This is a genomic window from Sodaliphilus sp. (assembly GCF_045598405.1).
Taxonomy (GTDB): Bacteria; Bacteroidota; Bacteroidia; order Bacteroidales; family Muribaculaceae; genus Sodaliphilus; species Sodaliphilus limicaballi.
Map to the genome: position 1 here is coordinate 53,668 of NZ_JAZLLZ010000037.1, position 23,378 is coordinate 77,045.

15 protein-coding genes and 2 pseudogenes are annotated in these 23,378 nt (G+C 45.1%); 7 read left to right on the top strand and 10 right to left on the bottom strand.

Features of this window, described 5'->3' with window-relative positions; genetic code table 11:
- Window positions 1-20 precede the first annotated feature (20 nt).
- Window positions 21-2,030, bottom strand: a complete 2,010-nt coding sequence (locus ACKI3C_RS03085; protein ID WP_407401936.1) for a fructose-1,6-bisphosphatase — start codon at window positions 2,028-2,030, stop codon at window positions 21-23.
- A gap of 123 nt (window positions 2,031-2,153) precedes the next feature.
- Between ACKI3C_RS03085 and ACKI3C_RS03090 the strand changes: the two genes are divergently transcribed.
- Window positions 2,154-3,494, top strand: coding sequence for a DEAD/DEAH box helicase (locus ACKI3C_RS03090; RefSeq protein WP_407401938.1), 1,341 nt, complete (start codon window positions 2,154-2,156; stop codon window positions 3,492-3,494).
- Here ACKI3C_RS03090 and ACKI3C_RS03095 read toward each other — a convergent pair whose 3' ends face one another.
- A complete protein-coding gene (locus ACKI3C_RS03095; RefSeq protein ID WP_407401940.1) occupies window positions 3,495-4,097 on the bottom strand; it encodes an L-threonylcarbamoyladenylate synthase in 603 nt (200 codons plus the stop codon).
- Window positions 4,094-4,756, bottom strand: a complete 663-nt coding sequence (locus ACKI3C_RS03100) for a B3/4 domain-containing protein (RefSeq protein ID WP_407401942.1) — start codon at window positions 4,754-4,756, stop codon at window positions 4,094-4,096. Before ACKI3C_RS03100 ends, ACKI3C_RS03095 begins: the two co-directional genes overlap by 4 nt.
- Before the next feature lie 1,098 nt (window positions 4,757-5,854).
- On the opposite strand from ACKI3C_RS03100, the pseudogene ACKI3C_RS03105 reads away from it, so the two are divergent.
- A pseudogene (locus ACKI3C_RS03105) lies at window positions 5,855-6,289 on the top strand (ribonucleoside-diphosphate reductase, adenosylcobalamin-dependent); the annotation flags it as partial.
- Between the two features lie 97 nt (window positions 6,290-6,386).
- Here ACKI3C_RS03105 and ACKI3C_RS03110 read toward each other — a convergent pair.
- From ACKI3C_RS03110 to ACKI3C_RS03135, 6 genes and pseudogenes are all read right to left on the bottom strand, one after another.
- Window positions 6,387-7,661, bottom strand: coding sequence for an Ig-like domain-containing protein (locus tag ACKI3C_RS03110; RefSeq protein ID WP_407401944.1), 1,275 nt, complete (start codon window positions 7,659-7,661; stop codon window positions 6,387-6,389).
- A 101-nt stretch (window positions 7,662-7,762) separates the two neighbouring features.
- Window positions 7,763-12,553, bottom strand: a complete 4,791-nt coding sequence (locus ACKI3C_RS03115; protein ID WP_407402120.1) for a leucine-rich repeat protein — start codon at window positions 12,551-12,553, stop codon at window positions 7,763-7,765.
- A gap of 225 nt (window positions 12,554-12,778) precedes the next feature.
- Window positions 12,779-13,225: pseudogene (locus tag ACKI3C_RS03120) on the bottom strand (leucine-rich repeat domain-containing protein); the annotation flags it as partial.
- A gap of 42 nt (window positions 13,226-13,267) precedes the next feature.
- Window positions 13,268-13,606 (bottom strand): hypothetical protein, encoded by a 339-nt coding sequence (locus tag ACKI3C_RS03125; protein WP_407401946.1) that lies wholly within the window; start codon window positions 13,604-13,606, stop codon window positions 13,268-13,270.
- Window positions 13,607-14,154: 548 nt separating this feature from the next.
- Window positions 14,155-16,638, bottom strand: coding sequence for an Ig-like domain-containing protein (locus tag ACKI3C_RS03130; RefSeq protein ID WP_407401948.1), 2,484 nt, complete (start codon window positions 16,636-16,638; stop codon window positions 14,155-14,157).
- A gap of 7 nt (window positions 16,639-16,645) precedes the next feature.
- Entirely contained in the window at window positions 16,646-17,485 is an 840-nt protein-coding gene (locus ACKI3C_RS03135; RefSeq protein ID WP_407401950.1) for a hypothetical protein, read from the bottom strand.
- 252 nt (window positions 17,486-17,737) lie between these two features.
- Here ACKI3C_RS03135 and ACKI3C_RS03140 point away from each other — a divergent pair, with 252 nt between their 5' ends.
- Window positions 17,738-18,634, top strand: a complete 897-nt coding sequence (locus ACKI3C_RS03140; protein WP_407401952.1) for an MlaD family protein — start codon at window positions 17,738-17,740, stop codon at window positions 18,632-18,634.
- A 31-nt stretch (window positions 18,635-18,665) separates the two neighbouring features.
- Window positions 18,666-20,060, top strand: coding sequence for a chromosomal replication initiator protein DnaA (gene dnaA, locus ACKI3C_RS03145; protein ID WP_407401954.1), 1,395 nt, complete (start codon window positions 18,666-18,668; stop codon window positions 20,058-20,060).
- Window positions 20,061-20,280: 220 nt separating this feature from the next.
- On the opposite strand, the gene ACKI3C_RS03150 is transcribed toward dnaA, so the two are convergent.
- A complete protein-coding gene (locus ACKI3C_RS03150) occupies window positions 20,281-21,117 on the bottom strand; it encodes a S1 RNA-binding domain-containing protein (protein WP_407401956.1) in 837 nt (278 codons plus the stop codon).
- Window positions 21,118-21,247: 130 nt separating this feature from the next.
- On the opposite strand from ACKI3C_RS03150, the gene ACKI3C_RS03155 reads away from it, so the two are divergent.
- The 3 genes from ACKI3C_RS03155 to ACKI3C_RS03165 are packed head-to-tail and all read left to right on the top strand — an operon-like array spanning window position 21,248 to window position 23,377.
- Window positions 21,248-22,117, top strand: coding sequence for an RsiV family protein (locus ACKI3C_RS03155; protein WP_407401958.1), 870 nt, complete (start codon window positions 21,248-21,250; stop codon window positions 22,115-22,117).
- A 1-nt stretch (window position 22,118) separates the two neighbouring features.
- Entirely contained in the window at window positions 22,119-22,739 is a 621-nt protein-coding gene (rsmG, locus tag ACKI3C_RS03160) for a 16S rRNA (guanine(527)-N(7))-methyltransferase RsmG (protein ID WP_407401960.1), read from the top strand.
- Window positions 22,736-23,377: an MBL fold metallo-hydrolase gene (locus ACKI3C_RS03165; protein WP_407401962.1), complete on the top strand. Its 642-nt coding sequence runs from the start codon at window positions 22,736-22,738 to the stop codon at window positions 23,375-23,377. The genes rsmG and ACKI3C_RS03165 overlap by 4 nt, the downstream gene beginning before the upstream one ends.
- The last annotated feature ends 1 nt before the right edge of the window (window position 23,378 follow it).

Below are 23,378 nucleotides of genomic sequence, written 5' to 3' on the forward strand. Positions count from 1 at the left end.
GTCTTTCTTCCTAATGGACGTCATCGTTTGTTAGTCAATGGCCTAAATGCTTTTTCCTTTAACAAACCTGATCTATAGGCAAGCAACAAGTTTTGCAAGTCTTTAATCTGTTGTTGCAAATCAATGCCTATATCGGTATCTTTTACCATCATCCTTCTGTTAGTCATCTCCACAAGTTGCAGTGTCGATTTGATGTCCTTACCTTCTTGTACAGCCTGTTCTTTAGACGTAAAAGGATCATGCTGAACAAGCTGGAATCCGCGACTGTGGTACACAAGCGTATATCCAGCAATGCCGGTCTGCGGTTGATAAGCCTTCGAGAACCCACCGTCTATCACCATTAGTTTGCCATTGCCTTTCACTGGGTTCTCGCCCTTGGTGGCCTTGACAGGAACATGCCCGTTAATGATGTGTCTGAACGGTCCTGTAACACCAAACTCATCAAGAATCATGTCGCAAATTGCCTCATTGTCACGCAATTGATAGTAGTAACCTTTTTCCTCTTTGTGGGTTTCTTTGTCGGCTACGAAATAGCGTTCAAATGTTGCCATCTTTTCTTTGTCAAATGCAGGCGAATTCTTGCCACACCACAAGTACCACACATAGTCAAGGGCATATTCATGCTGTGCCTCGGTCGTTGCGCCAAAATATGCTTCCCTAATCATTGCTCCCACTTTGTCAAGAAGAGCCTTGCCATGATACTTCTCGCCTTGAATATCAATGTCTTTAAGAGTGCCATCGGCATTGAGCGGTATGGAAGCATGGAATAGCAGATTGCCATTTACCACACTATATATGCAACCATTGCGGAACAAGCACTTCATGTGTTTCCTGAGTTTTTCCGAACCAGTGAACGATGCATTCAGTTTAGCCACGACAGCCTCTTCATCGGCAGTGAGTGTGAACGGGGCAATGCAATTAACTGTGGGATAATTATGATCTACCAGTTCATAGTCAGTACCATTTATATTGACCTTGGTGTAGTCTTCATTAATCTTGTCGAGCAGGAGACGGTCATTCATGTCAAATTCAGGATGCCTCATGATAGTAGCCGCCTCAAGTTTAAACTGAATGATTGTTATGGCCTTGTGCATCATTGCTACCAGCGAACTACTTATCTGCGTGTCAGTATTGTCGCAGTCCTTCGGCCAGAATTGAGTGCAGTCATCGTCGCCATATCTATCCATTGCCAGAGTAGCAAGCGGGAGAAGGTTTATTCCATATCCGTCTTCAAGCACACTCTGGTTTCCATATCTCAATGCCATGCGCACCGCATTTGCTATGCAGCAGTCATTGCCGGCAGCAGCGCCCATCCACAAGATATCATGATTGCCCCACTGGAAGTCAAAGTTGTGATACGAACACAAAATATCCATAATGAGGTGAGGCGAGGGACCACGGTCATACACATCACCCAGGATGTGGAGCAAATCGATGGTAAGCTGCTGTATGAGGTTGCACATTGCCACGATAAAGTCGTCGGCACATCCAGTTGAAATGATTGTACGCACAATCACGTCCACATAGGCTTGCTTGTTGGGGTCAACCGCACTCTCGTGCAACAACTCTTGAATTATATAAGAGAAGTCTTCAGGAAGTGCTTTATTAACCTTTGACCTCGTGTATTTTGACGACACATTGCGACCCACTTTCACCAAACGGTTGATGGTAATAAAATACCAATCAGTAAGTTCTTCATTGTCAGATATGTCAGCCTTGATTAATTCAAGTTTTTCTTGAGGGTAATAAATAAGTGTGCACAGTTCTTTTTGCTCGCGAGTGCCAAGCGTTTCATTAAAGATTTCCTTTACTTTGCGCTTGATTGTACCCGATGCATTGCGAAGCACATGCTGGAATGCCTCGTGCTCGCCATGAAGGTCGGCAAGGAAATGCTCGGTGCCTTTTGGCAAATTGAGAATTGCTTCGAGATTTATAATCTCGGTGCCTGCTGTAGCAATATTAGGAAAACTGCGAGAAAGCAACTTCAAATATTTTAAATCTTTCTTGCCAGTTGTAGTGTTTTCTATCATAATCTATAAAAATATTATGCAAAATTAGCGATTTACTCATAAATGAGCAAGAAAATCGCTAATTTTACTCCTATATTACTCGTGAAGTCTATTAAAATAAGTACTTTTGCAAAAAAAATTAATATGAAAGAACTCGAAATATTAAGTATAATCGAAAACCGCATGGGCATTAGTTCTCTAAACGACATGCAAAAGGCAGTTCTTAGCAAGTCTTCTTCCATGAATGGTGACATCGTTTTGTATTCTCCCACCGGTTCAGGAAAAACTCTTGCTTATATCATTCCGGTATTAAAGGCGTTGAAAGACCTGCCAGAAAAACTTCAGGTAGTTATCATAGTGCCGTCACGCGAACTGGCTTTGCAGATCTTTGACATACTGCGTGTGATTGCAGAAGGGCACAAGGTGACATGCTGTTACGGCGGCCACAAGGTTGAGGACGAGAAAAACTCACTGATTGTGGTGCCCGAGATTATTGTGTCAACCCCAGGACGTCTCCTTGACCATTGCCAGCGCGGCAACATCGACATTACCAACACAAAACAGCTTGTCATAGACGAGTTTGACAAATGCCTAGAGCTTGGTTTTGAGGACGAGATGAAGAAGCTCATTAAGCGCATGCCCAACTTGTCACGACGCTTCCTCACGTCAGCAACTATGATTGATACCCTGCCCGAATATTTGAGACTAAACAGTCCCATTGAAATTAATTTCTCGCATAACCGCAGCACGTCAAAACTAAAAGTGTGGCAGGTAAGTAGCGACGCTCCCGATAAACTTGAGACCCTCAAGCGATTGTTACTTTCGTTGCCCGAAGGGAAGAGCATCGTCTTTGCTAATTATCGTGATGCTGTCGAGCGTATTCATGCCTCACTAGTGGCTAACCATATCGCAGCAGGGCTATATCATGGCGCACTCGACCAGTTGAGCCGCGAGATGGCAGTGAGCATGTTCCATAATGGGACTTACCCTGTGCTCGTCACCACCGACTTGGGCTCACGTGGACTAGATATTAGCGAAGTGAAAAACATCATCCACTACCACATGCCAGTGTCGAGCGAGAGCTATACTCACCGCAACGGACGCACTGCCAGGCAACAAGCCTGCGGTGACGCTTTTGTGATTGTCGGTCCCACCGAATCGGTGCCTGATTATGTCGCTTTCGATGACGAATGGCACATTCCGGCGACACTCACGCGCAACAACATCAACGCGGCAATGGCAACACTCTATTTCATGGCAGGAAAAAAGGAGAAAATATCTAAAGGTGATATAGTTGGGTTTATAGCTAACAACAGCGGCAACGTCTCGGCAAAGGAAATAGGACAGATAGATGTGCGTGATCACTATGCAATAGTCGCTGTGCCTAGAAATAATATCAACGAAACGCTATCCCGCTTGCAACAAGCCAAAATCAAAGGGAAACGCGTGCGCATCTCCCTTGTAAAAGAATTAAGCAGAGGATAACTAATCCAGTTCGCCCTTACCTTGACGCACTACCTCTGGTTTATCGCCAGTGCAGTCAACAATGGTCGATGGTTCCAGCTCGCCGCGTCCTGCGTCTATCACTATGTCAACCGATGACTTATAGGTCTCGGCAATGAGTTCAGGCTCACAACGGTAGTCATCGTCAGGTCCTTCAACCGAGGTCGTAAGAATGGGTTTGCCCAATGCACGTTCTATAGTCAGGGCAATGTCATTGTCGGGGATTCTTATTCCCACAGTTTTGCGCCCCTTGAATGCCTTGGGCAACCTTGACAATGCTTGCAAGATGAAGGTAAATGGACCTGGCAAGTGGGCTTTCATTAGTCTGAATTGGGAATTGTCAAACTTGGCATACTGCGACACTTCTGAAATCTCGCTGCATATAATAGAGAGATTTGTTTTAGCCGACTTCATCTCCTTGATTGCACATATTCGTTCTATCGCCTGGTTGTTCATCGCATCACAACCGAGGGCATACACGGTATCGGTAGGGTAGATGATAATGCCGCCATCTTCAAGGCATTTCACCACTTCGTCTAGGTTACGGCCATTGATTGCGCCACCTTTAATTGATAAGATTTTCATAATATTTTAGTTTCTATATTAGTTGCTTGGGCATATTTTTCGAGCAGTTCCACCATCCATTTCACAGCTTGCTCGATGGGCATCTCGGGGGCGAAAGCGTTGATGTTGATCTGCACACATGTGGTATCATCGGTGAATTTCGTTCTCTCCTCGTCGCTAGTGGGAGTTGCTATACCGCCAATCTCGTCACGGTAAACAGGCATGTTCTCGATGTTGAGCAACCCTCGGCCTATGCCATGGTACACCTCGTCTTTCTCGCCAACCCCTAGTGTCAGTGTATTGCCTTCAATTTTGTCGGCGTCTAGTCCGCTGATGGCATAACCGCTCTTGATTGACACAAGGTTGACTACATCAATGAGCGTCGTGAGTCGATAAATTCCCAGTCCTTTCACGATGCGTCGGCACAGTTGCTCGCTTGCCACGCGATAGCGGCCGGGGTCTTTGCCCAGCGCTTTATACAGTTTGCGAGTGCCGGCAATCGCAGGGCGGGCATTGATTGCAAGCAGTTCATATTGTCCCGTGATGTCTTGGGCAGCCTGTTCAATCTCTTTCCACAGATCGTCACAGGTGGGAGAATTAACAACATTAGCCCTGATAAGCCCTATCTTAATTTCGGGACACACCTCGGCAATACGCTGGTCTATATTAACATTTATCATAATCTATTTTCATTAAATAAAGGACAACGTCGAAAAAGTCTTCGCTTGTCATCAAATACCATGTTTTGTGCAAAATTACAAAAAAACCTGTAACGAGATTTCCATTATAATGGTTTTATTAGTATTTTTGCATAAAAAATTTTATTTACTGTGGATAATAACGCAATATCATACAAGAATCTGCCACTATCAGGGTGCTGCGTTGCAGTGAGATGCAACGGTGATTCCTATAGTTCAATCCTGCAGAGTGACCATGAGATAGCATTACTCCTGGCTCGAGGCATCGAGGTGTGGGTTGACTTGTCGTCAATAGGGGAGAGCTATGCATGCATGGCGGCATTAAGGTTTTGCCGCACAGCCAAGGAGGTTGACGGCAAGTTGGGCATGTGGATCGACGTTGAGCACCCATGCCTGGCTCAACTTTTAAGCAAGAAAGAATTGAAACGACATCTCTCGCTTGTTGTTAACGAACAATTCATGCAAGCCTTGGCGCAAGACCAGGGATATGCAACCATCGAAGAAGGCAAAATGTGGCAAGCGATTGGAAATGTTGCCAATGTCTGTTTCAAGGCGCCCGAAATCGTGCACTATCGCCTCCAGGAGGTTAAGACAATCGACCTGATGCAGCTTGTGAAAATAGGCGACAATGGCGAGTATCTTGACTATAAAGGATTAAAGGGACTGTGCAATACGACGGTCGAGGATTCCAAAGAGAGTAAAAAAGCACTGATTTCAAAATTGGGTGCACTCCTTGATGACAACACTGATGCGGTAGAGAAAGACTTGCTGGCCAAGATCCTTGGTGCTACACGCGAGGCGGGTGCATTGCACCTAGTTTTTGAGCAATTTGAGACTCTGCTGCAAGTGCTCGGAGCCATCGACGATGTCGAGATTAAGCAATCAATCACCAGCGTTATTGACGAGACCTGTGCACGTAATTGCACAATATCGAAGCACACCCTGTCAAAGGGGTTGCGAACCGAAGAACAAAGAAACCTGTGCTTTACTGCATGCAAGTGTGACTGCGACTACTTTTGCCTGGTATCAAACACCTCAGCCAAGGGAAACCAACATTATATGGCCGACGAGGAATACATCCTTAAACGCCCGCAGTCGCTCGAGGCCGACGTGGTGAGGTTCCAGAACAAAAAAGAAAAATGGATTGCCTTCGTGGGTCTTATTGACGGTCGCCCTTACGAAGTTTTTACTGGCATCCAGGACGATGAGGAAGGAATTTTCTGCCCCAAATCGGTCAATTCAGGTAAAATCATTAAAGCCCTCGACGAAAACGGACAGAAGAGATATGACTTCCAGTTCATCAACAAGCGAGGTTTCAAGACCACAATAGAAGGATTGTCTGAAAAATTCAACCCGGAGTTCTGGAACTATGCCAAACTGATTTCAGGAGTACTGCGCTACGGCATGCCCATCGAGCAAGTAGTGAAGCTAGTGAGCAGCCTCGAGCTCGACAACCAGAGCATTAACAACTGGAAATCAGGCGTTATCAAGGCCCTCAAGAAATATCTTCCCAACAACGAAAGCGAAGAATAAGAAAAGATTGTTTTGCTTACACTCAAAAGCCGAGGAACCTTAAATAGAGATTCCCCGGCTTTTTTTATTTGCAAAATGTTTATTTGCTTGAAAGGATGATGTTGATGATAGAACTCATGTCGGTGACGTCGATTACGAAGTCCTCATTCATGTCACCTTTCATCATTATTGTCACTTCGCACTGTGCGCTCAGGTTGCTGCCGTCGGTTGTCGTAGCAGTAACAGTCACCTTGCCGGGCTTCAGGGCCTTGATGCGTCCGTGAGTATCAACTGTTGCAATCTCCTCGTTGCTAGATTTCCAAGCAATTTCCTGGCTTGCTGCAGCGGCAGGTTCAATAGTGGGATAAACCTGTACCAGAGCTGTCTCGGTAGTCTTAAATTCGCTCATGTCGAGTGTGATTGAGATTGCCTTGTCACCGCCTGGCTCAGGGCCGGGTGTGCTTGAACCAGTCACTGTGCAAGTGGTGTTGTCGAGCTGGGTCATGTTGCCAGCAGCATCGCTCACATAGATTTCCTTGAGCGAAATGGTTGCTGCGCCAGTGAAGTTGTCGGCAGCTGTAACGTAGAAGTAAACCACCTCGCCGCTGTTGCCCATGATGTCGTAGCTATTTGTTGAGTAGTAAGTAGCATTATACTGTCCGTTGCCACGATCCTTGAAGGTGAGCGTGTGGTCGTCGGCTCGGTCGGCGTTCACGCCATAGCGCAAGCGTCCGCGGTTATCAAGAGCCATGGTGAGACCTTCGGGCAGATAAAGTTCCAGTTGGAACGCCGAGAGGGCAATGCTGTTGTCCAGGTTAATGCTCACCTGCATAGTCTCGCCAGCCTCAATTGAGAAGTCATTGATATACATCGATGTGGGACCAGCGGGAGGATTTACGGGCTGAGGACCGGTAACTGTGCATGTGGTATTATCGAGCTGAGTCATGTTGCCAGCGGCATCGCTCACATAGATTTCCTTGAGCGAAATGGTTGCAGTGCCGTTGAAATCCTCGGCAGCTGATACATAGAAGTAAACCACCTCACCACTATTGTCGTAGATGTCATAGCTGTTGGTTGAATAGTAGGTGGCGTTATACTGGCCGTTGCCACGATCCTTGAATGTTAGCGTGTGGTCGTCGGCACGGTCGGCGTTCACGCCATAGCGCAGGCGACCGCGGTTGTCAAGAGCCATGGTGAGACCTTCGGGCAGATACAGCTCCAGTTGGAACGCCGAGAGTGCTTTGCTATTGTCAAGATTGATGCTCACTTTCTTAGTCTCGCCAGCCTCAATCGAGAAGTTGTCGATATACATCCTGTCGGCATGAGCATTAAACGCCGCAAGGACTGCTATGATAGCAAAAATTATCTTCTTCATAATACTTTATTTTTTATTTCTCGCAGATCGCGCTGATTGCGCAGATTCAAAGATAAATTTAATATCTGCGAAATCCGCGTAATCTGCGAGAGGTTATTTTTTTACTTAACTACCACTTTCTTGCCACCCACGAGGTAAAGACCTGCAGGGAGGTTGCGTGTTGCTTCGCTTGCATTGGCGTTGCGGCGCACGAGCTGGCCGGCAGTGTTGTAAACATTCACGAGGCCGTTGCCCACTGTGATGTCGTTGATGCCGCTGACAGCGTTCACGCCCACGCTCACAGCATCAAGCTGCTTGAGCACGCCCTTGGCTGTTGAAGCGAAGATGTTGTCAAGCATGATGTCCTCGGTTACATTGCCTGTTGCCATCACCTCAAGGCGAATAACTGCACCGTTGTTGCCGGCGAAGTTGTTGCTTTCGGTTGAGATTACAGCGATTGTAGCCTTGCCGTTAACAGTGCGGCCAGTCATCAGGTTGTGGCCATCGGCACGGCCTGTGAGAGTTGCACCCTTGAGCATGAGACCGTCGGGAAGGTTGATGTCCATCTGCAGAGCGCTGAATGCGTTGTCGTTGTTCAACTCAATGTCGATGAAGCGAGTCTCGCCAGCCTTAATTTCAACTCCCTGTGCAGTCATGTAGTCGTTGCCAGCAAGTTGCATTACAGCAACCTTAGCGGGAGCGTTCATGCCGCCGTCAAGGATAATGTTAGCAATAAGAACCACATCGTTGATGCGAACGAAACCGTCTTGGTTAACATCGGCAGCCGCAAACACAAATCCGGCAGGTTCATCACCTAGGATATAGTTAGATGTAGTCACCACGTCATTGATGCGAACAAAGCCGTCACCATTAGCGTCACCAGTCACATACTCAGGCTCGGGTTCAACAGCAGTCCACTGCAAGTAGGGGAAGCCTTCTCCCTCGTTGATACCCCAAGTCTCGTTGAAGTCCCAGCCCTGTGCTGTATAGGTGGGCTGCTGCTTGAGAGTAGCGAGTTGCACGCCCTTGCCCTCGAGCACATCGTCATAGATTGTCTGGGTCACACCGTTTACCGAAACAACCATGCTCTTGAGTGCATAGTTAGTAGCAGCAGGCGTGAGAGCACCGTTCTTGAAACCACCAATCACGCGCATTGCAGTTCCTGTCTGGTCTTCTACATCAATCTTGGTACACATTGCGAAGCAGTAATTGGTCTTAGCGTTTGCTCCGTCCATATAACCGACAACACCACCTGCGAAGTATTTGCTTGCAAGATTTCCGCTTGCATAGCATTTGTCTATAGAGTTTGTAGTATAACCAGCGATACCGCCAACATATTGACCTCCTGAGACAGAAGCGGTACTATAACAATTGCTTATTGCAGCAGTTGTGTTACCAGCGATACCACCAACCTTACTAGTAGCCATATCTGTTGACTTGATTGTACCTTCAGAAGTACAGAGTGTAATTGCAGCGGTTGCATTACCTGCAATACCTCCAAGGTTGAGAGCACCTGTCAAAGTAACATTTGCACTACACATATTGATTAATTTACTTGTATTTCCAACTATTCCTCCAATATGATTTCCTGTGCCTTTTATTGTAGATCCGTCTACTGTAAGCTCCGATATATTTGTACTCAAACTACCAGTGATACCACCCACGTAGCTCTGACCTCCAATGGTAGAATTGCTTACAACGCATTTCTCAAAATTATTGTTTGACTTAGAGCCCGATGCAATACCACCGGCATAATTGCCTGTACCTGTGAAACTGCTTTCGGTCAATGCACAATTATTGAATGTGTCACTTTCTGTGTAACCGCATATACCACCGACGTTGGCACCACCACATGTAGCGGTAACACCTTCCACATTACAGTCGGTAAATGTAGAACCAGTTGCATAACCAGCAACACCGCCCACGTTGCTCTCGGTCGCACTAAGTTTACCTGCTGTCACTTTGCAGTTGCTTATCACGCTGTTCATTGCTTTACCCACAACTACACCTGCATGTCCCTTGGTAGTTGCAATGCTCTTGCCTGTGGCAATCTTCACGGTGATGTCCTTGATGGTTGCGTTTTCAATGCTTGACACGAGTCCCACGTTGTCCAGTGTTGAGTTAACCCAGAGTCCGCTGATTGTGTGGTTACTTCCGTCGAGTTGTTTCATTGTTCCGCCACCGTTGATTCCTACAGGTTTCCAGCCTCCGGTCTTATTGTTGGTGTTTATCCAATCGGTGAGGTCGATGTCGTTCATTACCTTATAATATGCATAACTGTTGATGTTTGCAAGGTCTTCAGCAGTATAGATGCGATAGGGGTCGTTTTCGGTTCCGCTTCCTGCAAATCCCACAATACTGCTGTTGTAGTAAGAATGCATGAGTGTGCTGGTCTTGGCGTAAGCACGCACTGTGATACCTGATTTCAATGCAGGGACAGTAGCAGTCCATGTGGAACCGCTTACATTTGCCTTATATTCCTTGCCTTCAACAACGGCATATACTTCGGCTCCCGATGCACATTTTCCTGTCACCGTGGTCATGCCCGATGTAAGGGTGCCTGTAAATACAGGAGGAGCACATTGGCTTGGCTTGTAGGGATAGCTTTCGGTCTCTTGAATAGTCCAGTCGGTAGAGAAGTCCCATCCTTTACCCTGGTAGCTTGAGATGTATTTTAGCATCAGTTTGCCCAGTGAAGTTCCATGCTGTGCATTATCGTTTATGGTCAAAGAGCTGCCCTGTGACACAACGTTCATGCTTTCGAGTGCCTGGTTGCCGGTGTTGGTTCCGTTTTCGCCAATAACGACTCCGCTTCCTGCAACTCCGTAAATGCGGCCAACACTACCGCTTGCAGCGTTGATAGAATTTTGAGAAGCCACGCACGAAGTGATTTCGCCTGCAGTGATATTACCAGCGATACCGCCTGTGTTTTGGGTGGAGTTGATAGAACCAGATGCGTAACACTTACTGATTGTAGTGTTTGCTACTGCATTGCCAACGATACCGCCCACATTATTCACACCATTAATATCTCCACTGTAGTAACTGTTGCTGATAGAGAGGTCTCCGTCTGAATTACCAACTAACCCACCACAGCGATTTCCTGTACCACTCACGTCACCAATAGCATAGCAATTAGTCATTGTCAGTAACCCACCAATACTTGTACCAACGAATCCACCTGCGTTTGAAACACCATTATCATTATAGTCTTGACTAGTTACGTTTCCTACCGAACCACTATTACTGATTGACAAGATATGTGCATTTCTTCCAATAAAACCGCCCGTATTAGGGTAAATCGTTTTGCTTGTAGCAGTTACATTGTTCTCAGCATAGCAATTTGTGATGGTTGCTTTTATTGTTTGACCCATAAAACCGCCTACACGATATCCACCAGTTATATTACCATTAATAGCCTTGCAGTTGGTAAAGGAACAATTGCTAATGGCATCACCTTCAGCTGAACCGCAGAATCCACCCACATATTGATAATTGGGTGCAGAAACAGATCCATTGAAAACAGAGTTCTTTACTATACCATTGTATAAATATCCTGCAAAACCTCCCACAATGCCTGACGAAGCACTTACATCGCCTGTTTGCGTGAAGCCTGTTATTGTACATAATCTGCAATTTCCTGCAAATCCACCAGTATATTGTCCTCCTGATACAGTTCCCGATTGAGTAAAGGTGGTTACTGTACTTGATAAGCAGTTTCCTGCAAATCCACCAGTTTTTAATCCTCCTTTAACATTTCCCTTGTGTGAGCCTGTCGTTAAAGTTCCTTTTGCTATATTACCTATAAAGCCACCAACTATTGAGTCTGTTGCTGTAACCGTTCCTGTATGGTAACATTTAGACAAGGTAGAACCGTGGGAAAGGCCTGCAAAACCGCCCACATAACTCTTACCGTTGACACTTGCGTTGCCTGTCACGTTGTTGATAGTAGTGTTTACGGCAGCACCTGCAACAACACCAGTGTATGCCCCACCGCTCACGGTTGTTCCTTCAACAGTGAGATTGTTTATGGTGGCACCATTTGTGCATCCAAACAGACCAATGTAGTCATTTGTTCGTGATATCTTTAAACCAGATATCTTGTGGTTGTCGCCATAGAATTTGCCCATAAATGGTGATGAGTTGGTTCCGATGGGTTCCCAACCATTATTGGGGTTATTGTCCGCTATAAAGTCGGTCAAGTCAATATCTGCCATTAGCTTGAACACTACGCCTGCTTTACCATTAAAGTTGCGCACATTATAGAGTTGGATAGGATTGAAAATCAAGTATGGATCGTTCTCTGTTCCTGCTCCAGAACCCGAGAAACCGCCAGGTCCCTGCTCTGTGCCTATGGCAAAATCAAAGTTAAATTCTTCAAATTCATGTGCGGTTGAGTATGCATAATAAGATGCGATGGGAAATTTTAATGTAATGCTATTTCTTGCCGGTGTCGTTCCATTGAATGCGTAACTAGCACTTGTCGCTGGTGGGACAACACTATTGGCAGTGACTGTTTTTAAAGAGTTATTATTGGCAAATGCCATGTATTCAATAGCAGTTACTCCTGTTCCAAGGTTGACTGACGTAACCGCAGTGTTGTCACAGAAAGCTTTTTCTCTGATTATTTTTACAGAGTTGGGAATGGTAACACTTGTGAGTTTCTTACATCCTGATAAACTGCGTAATTTCAATTCTTCTATTCCGTTGTTCAGGGTGATTTTCGTTAGACCTGTACAGCCACTAAATGCATATGTCCCAACCGTCTTAACACTACCAGGAATAGTTACAGAAGTCAGCCCTGTACACCCTCGAAATGCGTAGTCACCGATAGTAGTCACTCCATTGCCGATTGACAATGAGTACAGTCCTGTACATCCATCAAATGCCATTGAACCGATTCCTGTAACCATGTTACCAATTGTGACTGAAGTCAATGTGGTTATACCTTTTGCAAAGTTGGCAGGAATAGTTTTTGCATTACTTCCAAATGAAATGAAATTTACACTTGGGATTTTTGTCTCGCTGACAAGTGGTACATTAGTAGAATTGTACAGTAGATTTGTAACAGAACTGCCAAATGGCCAGCTGGTAGGGGTTTTAAAATCGGAAGCAATTTCAACCGTTTTGAGCGACGAAGGAAATATGGATTCAGTCGTTATCTTATTACCACTCCATACTACCTTATTTAGACTTGAACATCCATTGAATACGTTTTTTTCTATAGTAAGGTTGGAGTTGGGTATGGTGATACTGGTTAGCCCCGAGCAACCATTGAAAGCATATCCATTTATCGTTTTGACTGTGTTGGGGATGGTGACGCTGGTTAACTCAGTACAGTTAGAAAATGTGCTGCCTCCAATTCTAATAACGCTATAGTAATTACTACCTATTAATACAGAACTAGGAATTATAATGTCTCCACTATACTTTGAATCACTTGCACTTCCTCGACCTACCACACACAACGCCGTTTTGTTGGTATTGTCCCAACTATAATAGATGCCATTGATATAGTAATCGTAGGCAAAGGCAATGTTCCATGTTGTTAGGAACATAGTTAATAAGAATAGTATTTTTTTCATCTTTTTGAGAATAAATGATTAATATACATACTGAATTGTTTGCTATATAATAGTAACATTCCAATTTAATTTAAGAATATCTAAAATTCTAAGTAAAAGTTTTCTTTTATCTTTATTATTGGAACATGTGTTTACATATAGTCCACACTCACATTTCTTTAGTGTTTTGATATACTTCTCTTTGGTGTAAATGTTTTTATCCATAGAGATTAATGGGAATTTGCACCAAATAATGTTTGTGTTAAGTACTTCATTTATGTTTGTCTTGGAAACTGCAATGTCAATTGCTTTTGTAAATGTATCAGCAGAAGTTCTCTCTTGGATGAGAGAACCATCGGGTAGTTTGACACGAAGACGCCCCCTTCTTTTAGTTATAGGCATAAATAATACACTGTGTTTCTCACGTCCCCTTTGAAACATTTAAATAATGCGCAAAAAGAAAGCGTGGGACGATGTCACTGTCTATAGTTAGGACGGCATCGCCAAACGCCTTCAAACAAGATAAAACAGTCCACCCCACGCCATAGCCTATATATAGACTTCCTCCCGCTTGTACGGGGTGGAATATACAAGCACAGCGAAGGCGTTTCATGACTGCTTCTTTTTCCCTTGTTTGATAAAATTTGGCGATTTTTCCTAACTGGAAAAGAAGCGAAACGCTTTCTAAAACTTTATGTCATCAGCCGCAGCCTCTGCCACTTGTTGCTGAATTGTCGCAAAGTTAGTAATTTTTTGCTTAATAAATGGTATAGAACGGGAAAAAATTATCCGATTTTTTCCCTCTCAGGGAATTCGGGGTTATTTTTTTCGCGGATTACGCTGCTTGCGCAGATTTTTTTTGAGTGAGGGGTAAACAGATGGGGTATAGGCAAAAAAAATCCCGCCGGGGTAGGGCGGGACTTTTTATAATTAGGTGTAATCAGTGTTTGTTACTTGATCACCTTGATTGCGCTCTTGGTGCCGTCGGTGTAGTTGGTTACTACGATGTTGACGCCTTCGAAGGGTGTTGCACTCTCGATACCTGCAACGTTGATGTACTTAACGCTCTTTACAGTCTTGCCTGTGTTGAGGTCGTTTACAGCAGTGAAGGGGATATCTTCGAGCGAAGCTGTCTGCTCTACGGTGTTGTCATAGTGAACGTACTTGAGGTCGTCGAAGTAGATGTCACCTTCCCAAGCGATTTCGGGGAAGTCGGGATCCTCATCTTCGAACTCGCTAACGTATCCTTTCCATACCCAGAATGCATCGTACTTCCACATGCCTTCAACCTTGGTAGCTTCGCCAGAAACGATTGAACATTCCTCGTTGTTTACATCCCAGCAAACGTTCTCCCAACCGCGGTGAGTCTGCTGCTTGGTGTAACGCTTAACTGATGCGTTGTCGTTGCGCATGCGCAGACCGTGACCTACATACATGCCAGAACCATCGCCGTAAACATAAGCCTGGATAACTGCGTCCTTGGCCTTTGTTGCTGTGAGGTAAGAACCGTTGTCGGTAGCCTTGCAGTAAACGCGGAGTCCCCAATAAGCTTCGCTTGTCTCGGGATCCATTTGGAAGTGGATGTGGTAAGAAGAAGGAATTGAAGCATCGTGAACGAGGCTGCCCTTCTCGAGTATCTGGCTCTCCATGTCGGTGAAGCCCTTTGATGAGCCTGAACCGCCGGGGCTGAACCACTCGCTAGTGTTATACTCGCCTACGAGAGGAGTGCTGTCCTTAACAGGACGGTACTCGCTGAGGAACTTGAATACCTTGCCTTCGCTCACGTTGCCAGCGAGATCGGCAAAGCCACCCTTAACGGTTACCTTGAAGCACTTGTCGAGCGCGAGATCCTCGTTGAGGTAGAGGTGAAGGACAGAAGCGTCGCGCACAACCTCGTGAGTGAGGCGGCCTTCGTACTTCTTGCCATCGGCATCCTCAACTACGATAGCATCGATAGCGAGGTCTTCATTCCAAGCAAGTTCCTCGTTGTACTCGATACGGATAACGGGACGCTGAGTGTAGAGCTCGGTTGCATCTTCAGCGGGAGTGGTGCTTGTGATGAAGGGCGCTTCGGTATCGGCGGGAATGGTTGAGAATTCGAATACATAATTGCCACCTTCCTGACCGTCGGCGTCACCATCAAGGAACTGCTGGGTTTCGGCGTTCTTTGCAACTGTACCATCAATTGTGATGGTGTAGTCGCGGTCGTCTTTAAGCTTGTTGATGATGATGCGCAATGTGTGGTCGTTAGTCCACTTGAGTTCCACGGGGTCAACACCTGTGATGCTGAATGCCTGTTCTACACTTGCACGGTCCATGTTGCGTGAGAATGTGAGAACGATGTCGTTGCGAGTGCTAACCTTGGTGGGGTCGAGCACACTGTTAGAAGCAACCACTGCGGGAGCGTTGCTAGTGAGCTGCATGTTACCCCATGTAACGTTGTCGCCTGCAAGTCCCTGGGGATCGCTCTTAATTGTCACCTTTTGGCTCTTGGGTGCATAGCCGGGGCAAGAGTAAGTGATTTCATACTCCTGGCCAGGAACGAGGTCTTCAAAGAGGAAGAAACCGTTGTGAACGATGCCGGCACTGCGCACATATTGCTTGAACAGTGACTCATAAGTGTCAGTAACGATTGTCTTGCCATCAACGGTAACAGAGACGCCGTCAAGAGCCTCGCCGTTCTCGCTGTTGGTAACAACACCTGCGAGCATAACCTTCTCGGGACGAGCAAGGTCCAGATACTCCATAATAGAACGGAAGGTACCGAATGCCTCAAGGCGCTTGTAGCTCTCGTTCATGTTGAGACCCTGCTGCACAGGATGAGTGTGGAAACCGCCCTCGCTGAGGAGCGAAGCCATGTTGGTGCGACGGTTAACTGACAGGTAGGGATACTGGTTCTCATGAGTATCAACGTCACCATTATAATAGATGCGGTCGTAGTAGTTGCCACGAGTGCCAGTTTTGTACATCACGCCGGTAAGGTTGGGGCACAGGATGTCGCCATAACGCTTACCGCCAGCGGGAGTCTTCTCTACATAAGCGCCGTTCTTTTTCCATCCACCAAACAGGAAGAGGGTAGTGTTAGCACCCTGGCCTGCGTCACTATGGATTGAGTAGAAGAAGTCGGCACCCCATGCGTTGGCCATGTCAGAGCGTTCCTCGAGAGAAACGTTATCCTGGTCATCATCGCGGGTCATCTGAATAGTATTCTCGCTTGCAGTGGTGTATTGGAAAAGGAATTCACGTGTAGCAAGACCCACACGCAGTACCTTCTGTGCCTCGGTATAGTTGTAAAGGCCAGCGTTCTCGCGTCCCGAGTGACCCGGGTCTATCCACAGCTTGAAATCACCCCAGTCCTGCTTCAACTGAGCAAAACCGCTAACGGCCATGCAGCCCACTGCTGCAGCCATCATATATTTAGTAAGATTCTTCATAGTTCAATCAGTATTTGAGGTCAATAATATAAATGCAACCATCGACATCGTTGTCGAATGCCAACTTCGAACCATCGGGAGAAACAGCCATGGTCACGGGAATCACGTCGGTATCGGCAGTGATGTTTTGTGACTTGCCTGTTGTAGTGCTCACGCAATAGATGTCGCTTGAAGTGAAAACATCGCCGTTGTCCTTGATAAGGGTAACCATGATGTTCTCGCTGTCGGGCAGCCATGTAGCATGTGAACCCTTGCCAAGAGCTTTGAGGTCAGAACCATCAGCATTGCATACAAACACGCCCTTGCCCTGAATTTGGAATGCAATCTTGCGTCCGTCGGGAGAGAGAGCTGGATTGATGACCCACTTGCCAGCGAAGTCGCCGAGTGAAGCGATCATTGAAGTCGCATCCTTGGGATTGTCGAGCATCACCTGGAACGCCGACTTAGCATTAAGCGCCTTCGAGCGTTTGAAGTTACGCTCGGCAGCAGCTACTTGCTTGATAGCGCCAGTCTGCACGTTTACATTCTCGATGCGGGTCATGCGACGGTTGTTAACCATCTCATAAGGAGTAGAAGTGATGTTTTGCGCATCGCTCCATGTCATCTGGTAACCAGCACCGGTAGCGTTAGACACTTGTGTGAGTTCTGAACCGTCGGCGTTTGCAACCCAGATACCGATGAAGTTGTCACCAGTAACTGCGAGTTTAGAACCGTCGGGAGACCACACGGGATTCATTAGTCCCTGGGGGGCCTTGATAAGCATGCGTGGCTGCGAGAAAGAGATCGGCTGTGCCATCATGCTTGCGCAACCTAGAAGAGTGGCTGCGAGAAACAGTTTAACTTTCATGTTAATGAGTTAATTAAAAATTAGTTGTTTATTAGTAAATCGTTTGTTTCAGTTTATGCGGTGTAAATTTACAAAAAAATGTTTATATAAACAAATAAAACCACACTGATTGCAAAAAAAAATGTTTAGCCCATGAAAAGGATATATTAAAAACTAAAACAATATTAAAAATAGCATTAGAATTATTGCTAAATGAAAACTTTGTAGTAACTTCGCATCTTGAAACAAAATGTAACGTAGAATAAAGATATAATGAAAAAAAATATTCTCATTGCTGTGACGGTGCTGGTAAGCTTATGCTTGCTGGTGTGGGGTATAGAATTCTTGAAAGGTATTAACATGTTTAAACCGTCTAATTACTACTATGCCAAGTTTGAGAAAATAGATGGCTTATCACAGGCTTCGCCGGTTACTATCAATGGTTTCCAGGTGGGACTTGTGAAAGAGATCAACTATGACTATGAGACAAACATGATCTCGGTGATGATGAGCCTTGATGACGAGTTGAAGATTCCTGCGGGCACAACAGCGTCTGTGGAATCCTCGCTTACAGGCACATCGACTTTGAAACTCACGCTGGGTGACTCAAAGCAATATGTCGAAGTGGGCGGAGAACTCCAAGGTGTTGCTCCCGCTGGACTCATGGAACAGCTTGCAGGCAACACATTGCCGCAGGTCAACAATATTCTTCCCAAGGTGGATTCCATTATGGGCAACGTCAATGGACTGGTGGGCAATCCTGCGCTTGCACAATCGATTGCGCGTCTGGATGCCATCACGCTCGAACTGGCAAAAAGCTCGCAGCAACTCACTTTGCTCATGAACAACCTCAACAAGAACGTGCCCGGCGTGATGAACAATGTGAACGGCATCACCTCTAATTTATCGACAACAACAAGCAACCTTGATGAGTTCACAACCAACCTCAACAACATGCCTCTGGACTCAACTGTAAACAACCTCAACAGCGCCATTGCTAACATACAGTCGCTCACCGAGAAACTGAATGACAAAAATTCCACTGTGGGGCTGCTGCTCAACGACAAGTCGCTGTATAACAACGCCGACCATGCCGTTGCAAGTCTTGATTCATTATTTATTGACATCAAGAAGAATCCCAAGCGTTATATTAATGTAAAGATTTTCTAATCAAGGTTTAGTCGGTTTTCGTAGTAGATAAATGGAAAAATTAAAACAACAATGGGAACAATGCCTTAATTTCATACAAGGCAAACTCACGGCCGAGCAGTTTGATGCTTGGTTCAAACCCATTAATGTTGTTCGTTTTGAAAATAATACAGTCACATTATCTGCTCCCTCGCGATTCTTTGTTGAGAAAATCGAAGAGCAGTATCTGGATTTGTTGTCGTCGGCCCTTCGCCAAGCATTTGGCAACTCAATAAAACTCATTTACAGCTATCGCGTTGCCGACAGGACCGTCAACGAGACCGATGATGGCAGAAGCAAAATCCTTAAAAATAAAGAGGCCAAAAACGGTTCATCGGTTAGCAATCCGTTTATTGAATTAGCACCCGACGAGATTGATCCCCAGTTGAACCTGCGCTACACTTTTGACAACTACTGCGGCAGCAAGAGCAACCAACTGGCAATAAGCATAGGCCAATCAGTCTCGGAAAATCCTTATTCAAGCCCGTTTAACCCGATGTATATATTCGGGGCAACAGGCGTGGGCAAGACGCACCTAATGCAGGCTGTGGGCATCAAGATAAAGGAAAACATGCCACAAGCCAGAGTGTTGTATCTGACTGCACGTGTGTTTGAGAACCAGTACACAACAGCGGTTAGACAGAACAAGGTCAACGACTTTATCAATTTCTACCTGAGCATCGACGTGTTGTTGCTTGATGATATACAAGAATTTGCTGGTAAGACTGCAACACAGAACACATTCTTCCACATATTCAACCACTTGCACAATCACCACAAGCTGTTAATCATGACCAGCGACTGTCGCCCAAGTGATATGGAGGGAATGGTTCCGAGGTTGATTTCACGTTTCAAGTCGGGAATGACCGTTGAACTGGAGAAGCCTGACTACAACCTGCGGCGTGAGGTACTTTACCGCAAGGCAATGCAAGACGGCCTTGACATTCCCGGCGAAGTGCTCGACTATATAGCTACACATGTTACTGACAGTGTGAGAGAACTAGAAGGTATAATAATTTCACTGCTAGCTCATGCCACGATGTTGAGCCAGGAAATCACAATAGACTTGGCACACAATGTGATAAGTAATAGCGTGCACGTCAACAAGCGTCAACTCACATTTGAAAAGCTGGCCGAGGCCATTGCTGCGCATTTCAACATTGACACCGATTTACTTTACGGCAAGTCGCGCAAGCGTGAGATAAATGACGCAAGGCAGTTGCTCATGTATTTTGCAAAGAAAGAGATTAATCTCTCCTCTACAAACATAGGTATGCGCCTGTCAAGGAACCATGCGACTGTGCTTCATGCATGCAAGCAGATTGAACAGCGACTCACCGTAGAGAAAAATTTCCAGAGCGAGATAGCCGAGATTGAAAAAGAACTCAAACTTGCTGTCCAAGCCTGACAGAAAATAAAGAGCTCACGCCAAGAACCGTGCCGCGACCAGCGAACCTCCCTTAAAATGGAGGACTCTGTCTTCAAAATGATAATACACTATCTGTGAGGTAATTCCATTTTGCTTGCAGAGCAGGCTATTTTCTAAGCGAAGCATCAAAATCAAAATATTTTCTTTTTTTTAACCGGACAACAAAAGTTCAAAAAACAACAAGCAAAAGAAGCAGTCTTTATTCTTCAGCTAGGGTCCACATCAGTCCGTCAAGCGTGATGAGTTTGAGTTTATACAACTGGCCTGTTGCTTTCTTGAAGTCTTTCTTGCTGCAGTTAAACACCTTCGCAATGTCTTCGGGCGACGATTTGTCATTAAGGTCAAGTGTGCCATTATTTTCTTTCATCCTTGACAAAATTGCCTGCGACAAGTCATCAACTCTAATTTTCTCTATCTTGTTCAAAGTCAAGTCAATCTTTCCGTCCTCACGCACTTGCTTGACGAATGCTTTGTGCCTTTCGCCGACGTTAACCGACGAATAGGTCTCATTTTGATACACCATACCCCAATGCAAATTATTGACAATCACTTTGTACCCTAATTCAGTGCGCTGCACGATGAGTACGTCGACCATTTGCCTGTGGTAATAATCAGGCATCTTGTTGTCAAGAAATTTGTCAAGTTTGGCCGAGGCAGCAATGCGTCCGCTCTCGTGATCAAGGTACACGTGCACAATGTAACTGCGGCCAGCCTGCATGCGCACACGTTGTTCTCTGAAAGGAACTAGCAGGTCTTTTGCGGCAAGCCCCCAGTCAAGGAAAGCACCGACAGCATTGACGGCCTTCACTTTCATTATGGCAAAATCACCAACCACAGCTTTAGGTTGCTCGGTAGTCGCTACTGGCCGATTCTCTGAATCGTTGTAAACAAATACGTCAATAGTATCTCCAATGTGCATGCCGGGCGAAATGTATCGCTTGGGGAGCAACACCTCATTACCCTGGTCGTCAATTAAATAAAAGCCAAAGTCAACACTTCGGTTTATGCGTAAACTGTTATATTCACCTATGTTCATGTTTCTCTATTAATTTCTTGTACAAAGTTACTTATTTTTTTCATTTGACACAAGAAATAGAGAAAATGGTTGAGAAATTTCGCTATTTCTGAAAAAAGTAGTAACTTTAACGTGAAAAAACAAATACACAATGAAAACTAACAACGCATATCTATTTATTTTGTGCATGATGCTCGTTCTATCATGTGGAATGATGGTGGGATGTGGCAGCAGTTCATCGGCCGACAAAACTTACACCGGCGACACTGTGTCAGTAGAAATTTATAAAATGAGCGATTCGTCAAGTTTTGTGAAAAGCAGTGGAGAGCGCTGCAATGTCATTGTTGAGGCATCTGTTGCTATCCCGGTAAAATATGGCAAAAATGACGACGATGTGAAAACACTTAATGACTTGATCAACCGTTATGTCCTTGACTGCGGCGACTCGTTGACAATCAAGGATGGTGTTGCCCACATGCTCAATGGCACGTTGCACCAGTATGATTTCTCTGATGCTCCCGACGACAATGAGATCATTGAAGGAGATGAACCCACCGACAACGCTGTGCAGACTTTTACCACAAGCATCAACATATACGTTATCTACAATAAATTCAACGTGTTGACACTGTGTAAAGTTGAAATGCTGAAAAAAGACGACCAGGTTTCTTCTATCTCTCACAAGTACTACAATTTCGACATGAAAAACCATTGCTTCATTGACTTAAACAAAGTGTTCAACGAAGATGCATTATCAATGGTTAACAATGAATTGAGAAACGAATTGAAGCGCAGCAATAAGGTCTCAAATGATGACCAACTGAACGAGTTAGGTTACTATAACATTGACAACTTAAACGTCACAAATAACTTTTACTTCGAGGACAAAGGCATCACATGGAGTTATCTTCCTAATGAACTAGCAGTGGAGGCACTGGGCGAACCCAAGGTGACAATGCCATACGAGGTACTTGAACCTTATATCAACGAAAAGTCGGTAATTAAATACATACAGTATTAAAATGAAGTTCATTTCACAATATTTCCCCGAGTTAAGCGAAATTCAGGTAAAGCAACTAGAAAAAGCACTAGAATTATACCCCGAATGGAACGAAAAGATAAATGTAATTTCTAGGAAAGACATTGAAAACCTTGAAGTTAATCATATCCTTCATTCACTAGGGCTAGTTAAGTTTGTCAAGTTCACGCCTGGCACACGAGTTCTGGACCTGGGTACTGGAGGTGGTTTGCCCGGCATACCGCTTGCTATATTCTATCCCGAAGTTCAGTTTCACCTAGTTGACCGCATAGGCAAGAAACTAAAAGTTGCACAAGATATTGCTGATCAGCTGGGATTATCAAATGTGACAATACAGCATGGCGATGTGAAAGAAGTTAAAGGAAAATTTGACTTTGTAGTGAGTCGTGCAGTGATGCCGCTTAACGATCTCGTACCACTAGTGAAACGACTTATTGCGCCCGAGATGAAAAACGCTGTGCCCAACGGACTCATTTGCCTGAAAGGTGGAGACTTAACAGGTGAGACGCAAAAGTATAAGTCTGATGTTCTCATTGATGACTTGAGCAATTATTTTAAAGAAGAGTTCTTCAAGACCAAGAAAGTTGTATATCTTCCTTTATGAAAATAACAAGACTTGTAGTAAACCCGTTTGCTGAATCTACTTATGTGCTATGGCATGAGGACGGGAGTGACGCTTTTGTGGTAGATCCAGGTATGTGTGATGATTACGAGTGTGATCAATTTGCCAGATTTATTGATTCACACAATCTTAATGTAACAAAGGTTCTCCTGACTCATGTCCACGTTGATCATGTGCTTGCTGTTTCATGGATGGTCGAGAAATATGGCGCCAGCGTGGAATACAGCAAAGATGATGACTTCATGCGCGAGTTGATTCCAGAGCAAATTCGCTCATTTGGTCTTAAATATGAATTTAAGCAGTTTGCCGCAACAAGGTTTCTTGTCGATGGCGAAGTGTTAGACCTTAATGGAGAGAAAATAGATGTGATTGCGACTCCAGGACATTCGTTGGGGTCTTTGTCGTTTCATTCAAGCGAGAGTAAGAAAGTCATAGTGGGCGATGCTGTGTTTGCCATGTCAATAGGCCGTACCGACTTGGCTGGTGGCAACTATGAACAACTAATAAATTCTATAAATAAAAAATTAATGACGTTGCCCGAAAACACCGTCATTTATCCTGGTCATGGCGATTGTACGACTGTGGGAGAAGAAAAGAGGTATAACCCCTTCTTAAAATAGA

Coding starts and splice junctions, on each gene's coding strand:
- ACKI3C_RS03100 (WP_407401942.1), bottom strand. CDS start 4,756: ATGATAAATGTTAATATAGACCAGCGTATTGCCGAGGTGTGTCCCGAA.
- ACKI3C_RS03150 (WP_407401956.1), bottom strand. CDS start 21,117: ATGAACATAGGTGAATATAACAGTTTACGCATAAACCGAAGTGTTGAC.
- ACKI3C_RS03110 (WP_407401944.1), bottom strand. CDS start 7,661: ATGAAGAAGATAATTTTTGCTATCATAGCAGTCCTTGCGGCGTTTAAT.
- ACKI3C_RS03155 (WP_407401958.1), top strand. CDS start 21,248: ATGAAAACTAACAACGCATATCTATTTATTTTGTGCATGATGCTCGTT.
- ACKI3C_RS03140 (WP_407401952.1), top strand. CDS start 17,738: ATGAAAAAAAATATTCTCATTGCTGTGACGGTGCTGGTAAGCTTATGC.
- ACKI3C_RS03115 (WP_407402120.1), bottom strand. CDS start 12,553: ATGGTTACAGGAATCGGTTCAATGGCATTTGATGGATGTACAGGACTG.
- ACKI3C_RS03090 (WP_407401938.1), top strand. CDS start 2,154: ATGAAAGAACTCGAAATATTAAGTATAATCGAAAACCGCATGGGCATT.
- ACKI3C_RS03125 (WP_407401946.1), bottom strand. CDS start 13,606: ATGCCTATAACTAAAAGAAGGGGGCGTCTTCGTGTCAAACTACCCGAT.
- rsmG (WP_407401960.1), top strand. CDS start 22,119: ATGAAGTTCATTTCACAATATTTCCCCGAGTTAAGCGAAATTCAGGTA.
- ACKI3C_RS03095 (WP_407401940.1), bottom strand. CDS start 4,097: ATGAAAATCTTATCAATTAAAGGTGGCGCAATCAATGGCCGTAACCTA.
- ACKI3C_RS03135 (WP_407401950.1), bottom strand. CDS start 17,485: ATGAAAGTTAAACTGTTTCTCGCAGCCACTCTTCTAGGTTGCGCAAGC.
- ACKI3C_RS03085 (WP_407401936.1), bottom strand. CDS start 2,030: ATGATAGAAAACACTACAACTGGCAAGAAAGATTTAAAATATTTGAAG.
- dnaA (WP_407401954.1), top strand. CDS start 18,666: ATGGAAAAATTAAAACAACAATGGGAACAATGCCTTAATTTCATACAA.
- ACKI3C_RS03130 (WP_407401948.1), bottom strand. CDS start 16,638: ATGAAGAATCTTACTAAATATATGATGGCTGCAGCAGTGGGCTGCATG.
- ACKI3C_RS03165 (WP_407401962.1), top strand. CDS start 22,736: ATGAAAATAACAAGACTTGTAGTAAACCCGTTTGCTGAATCTACTTAT.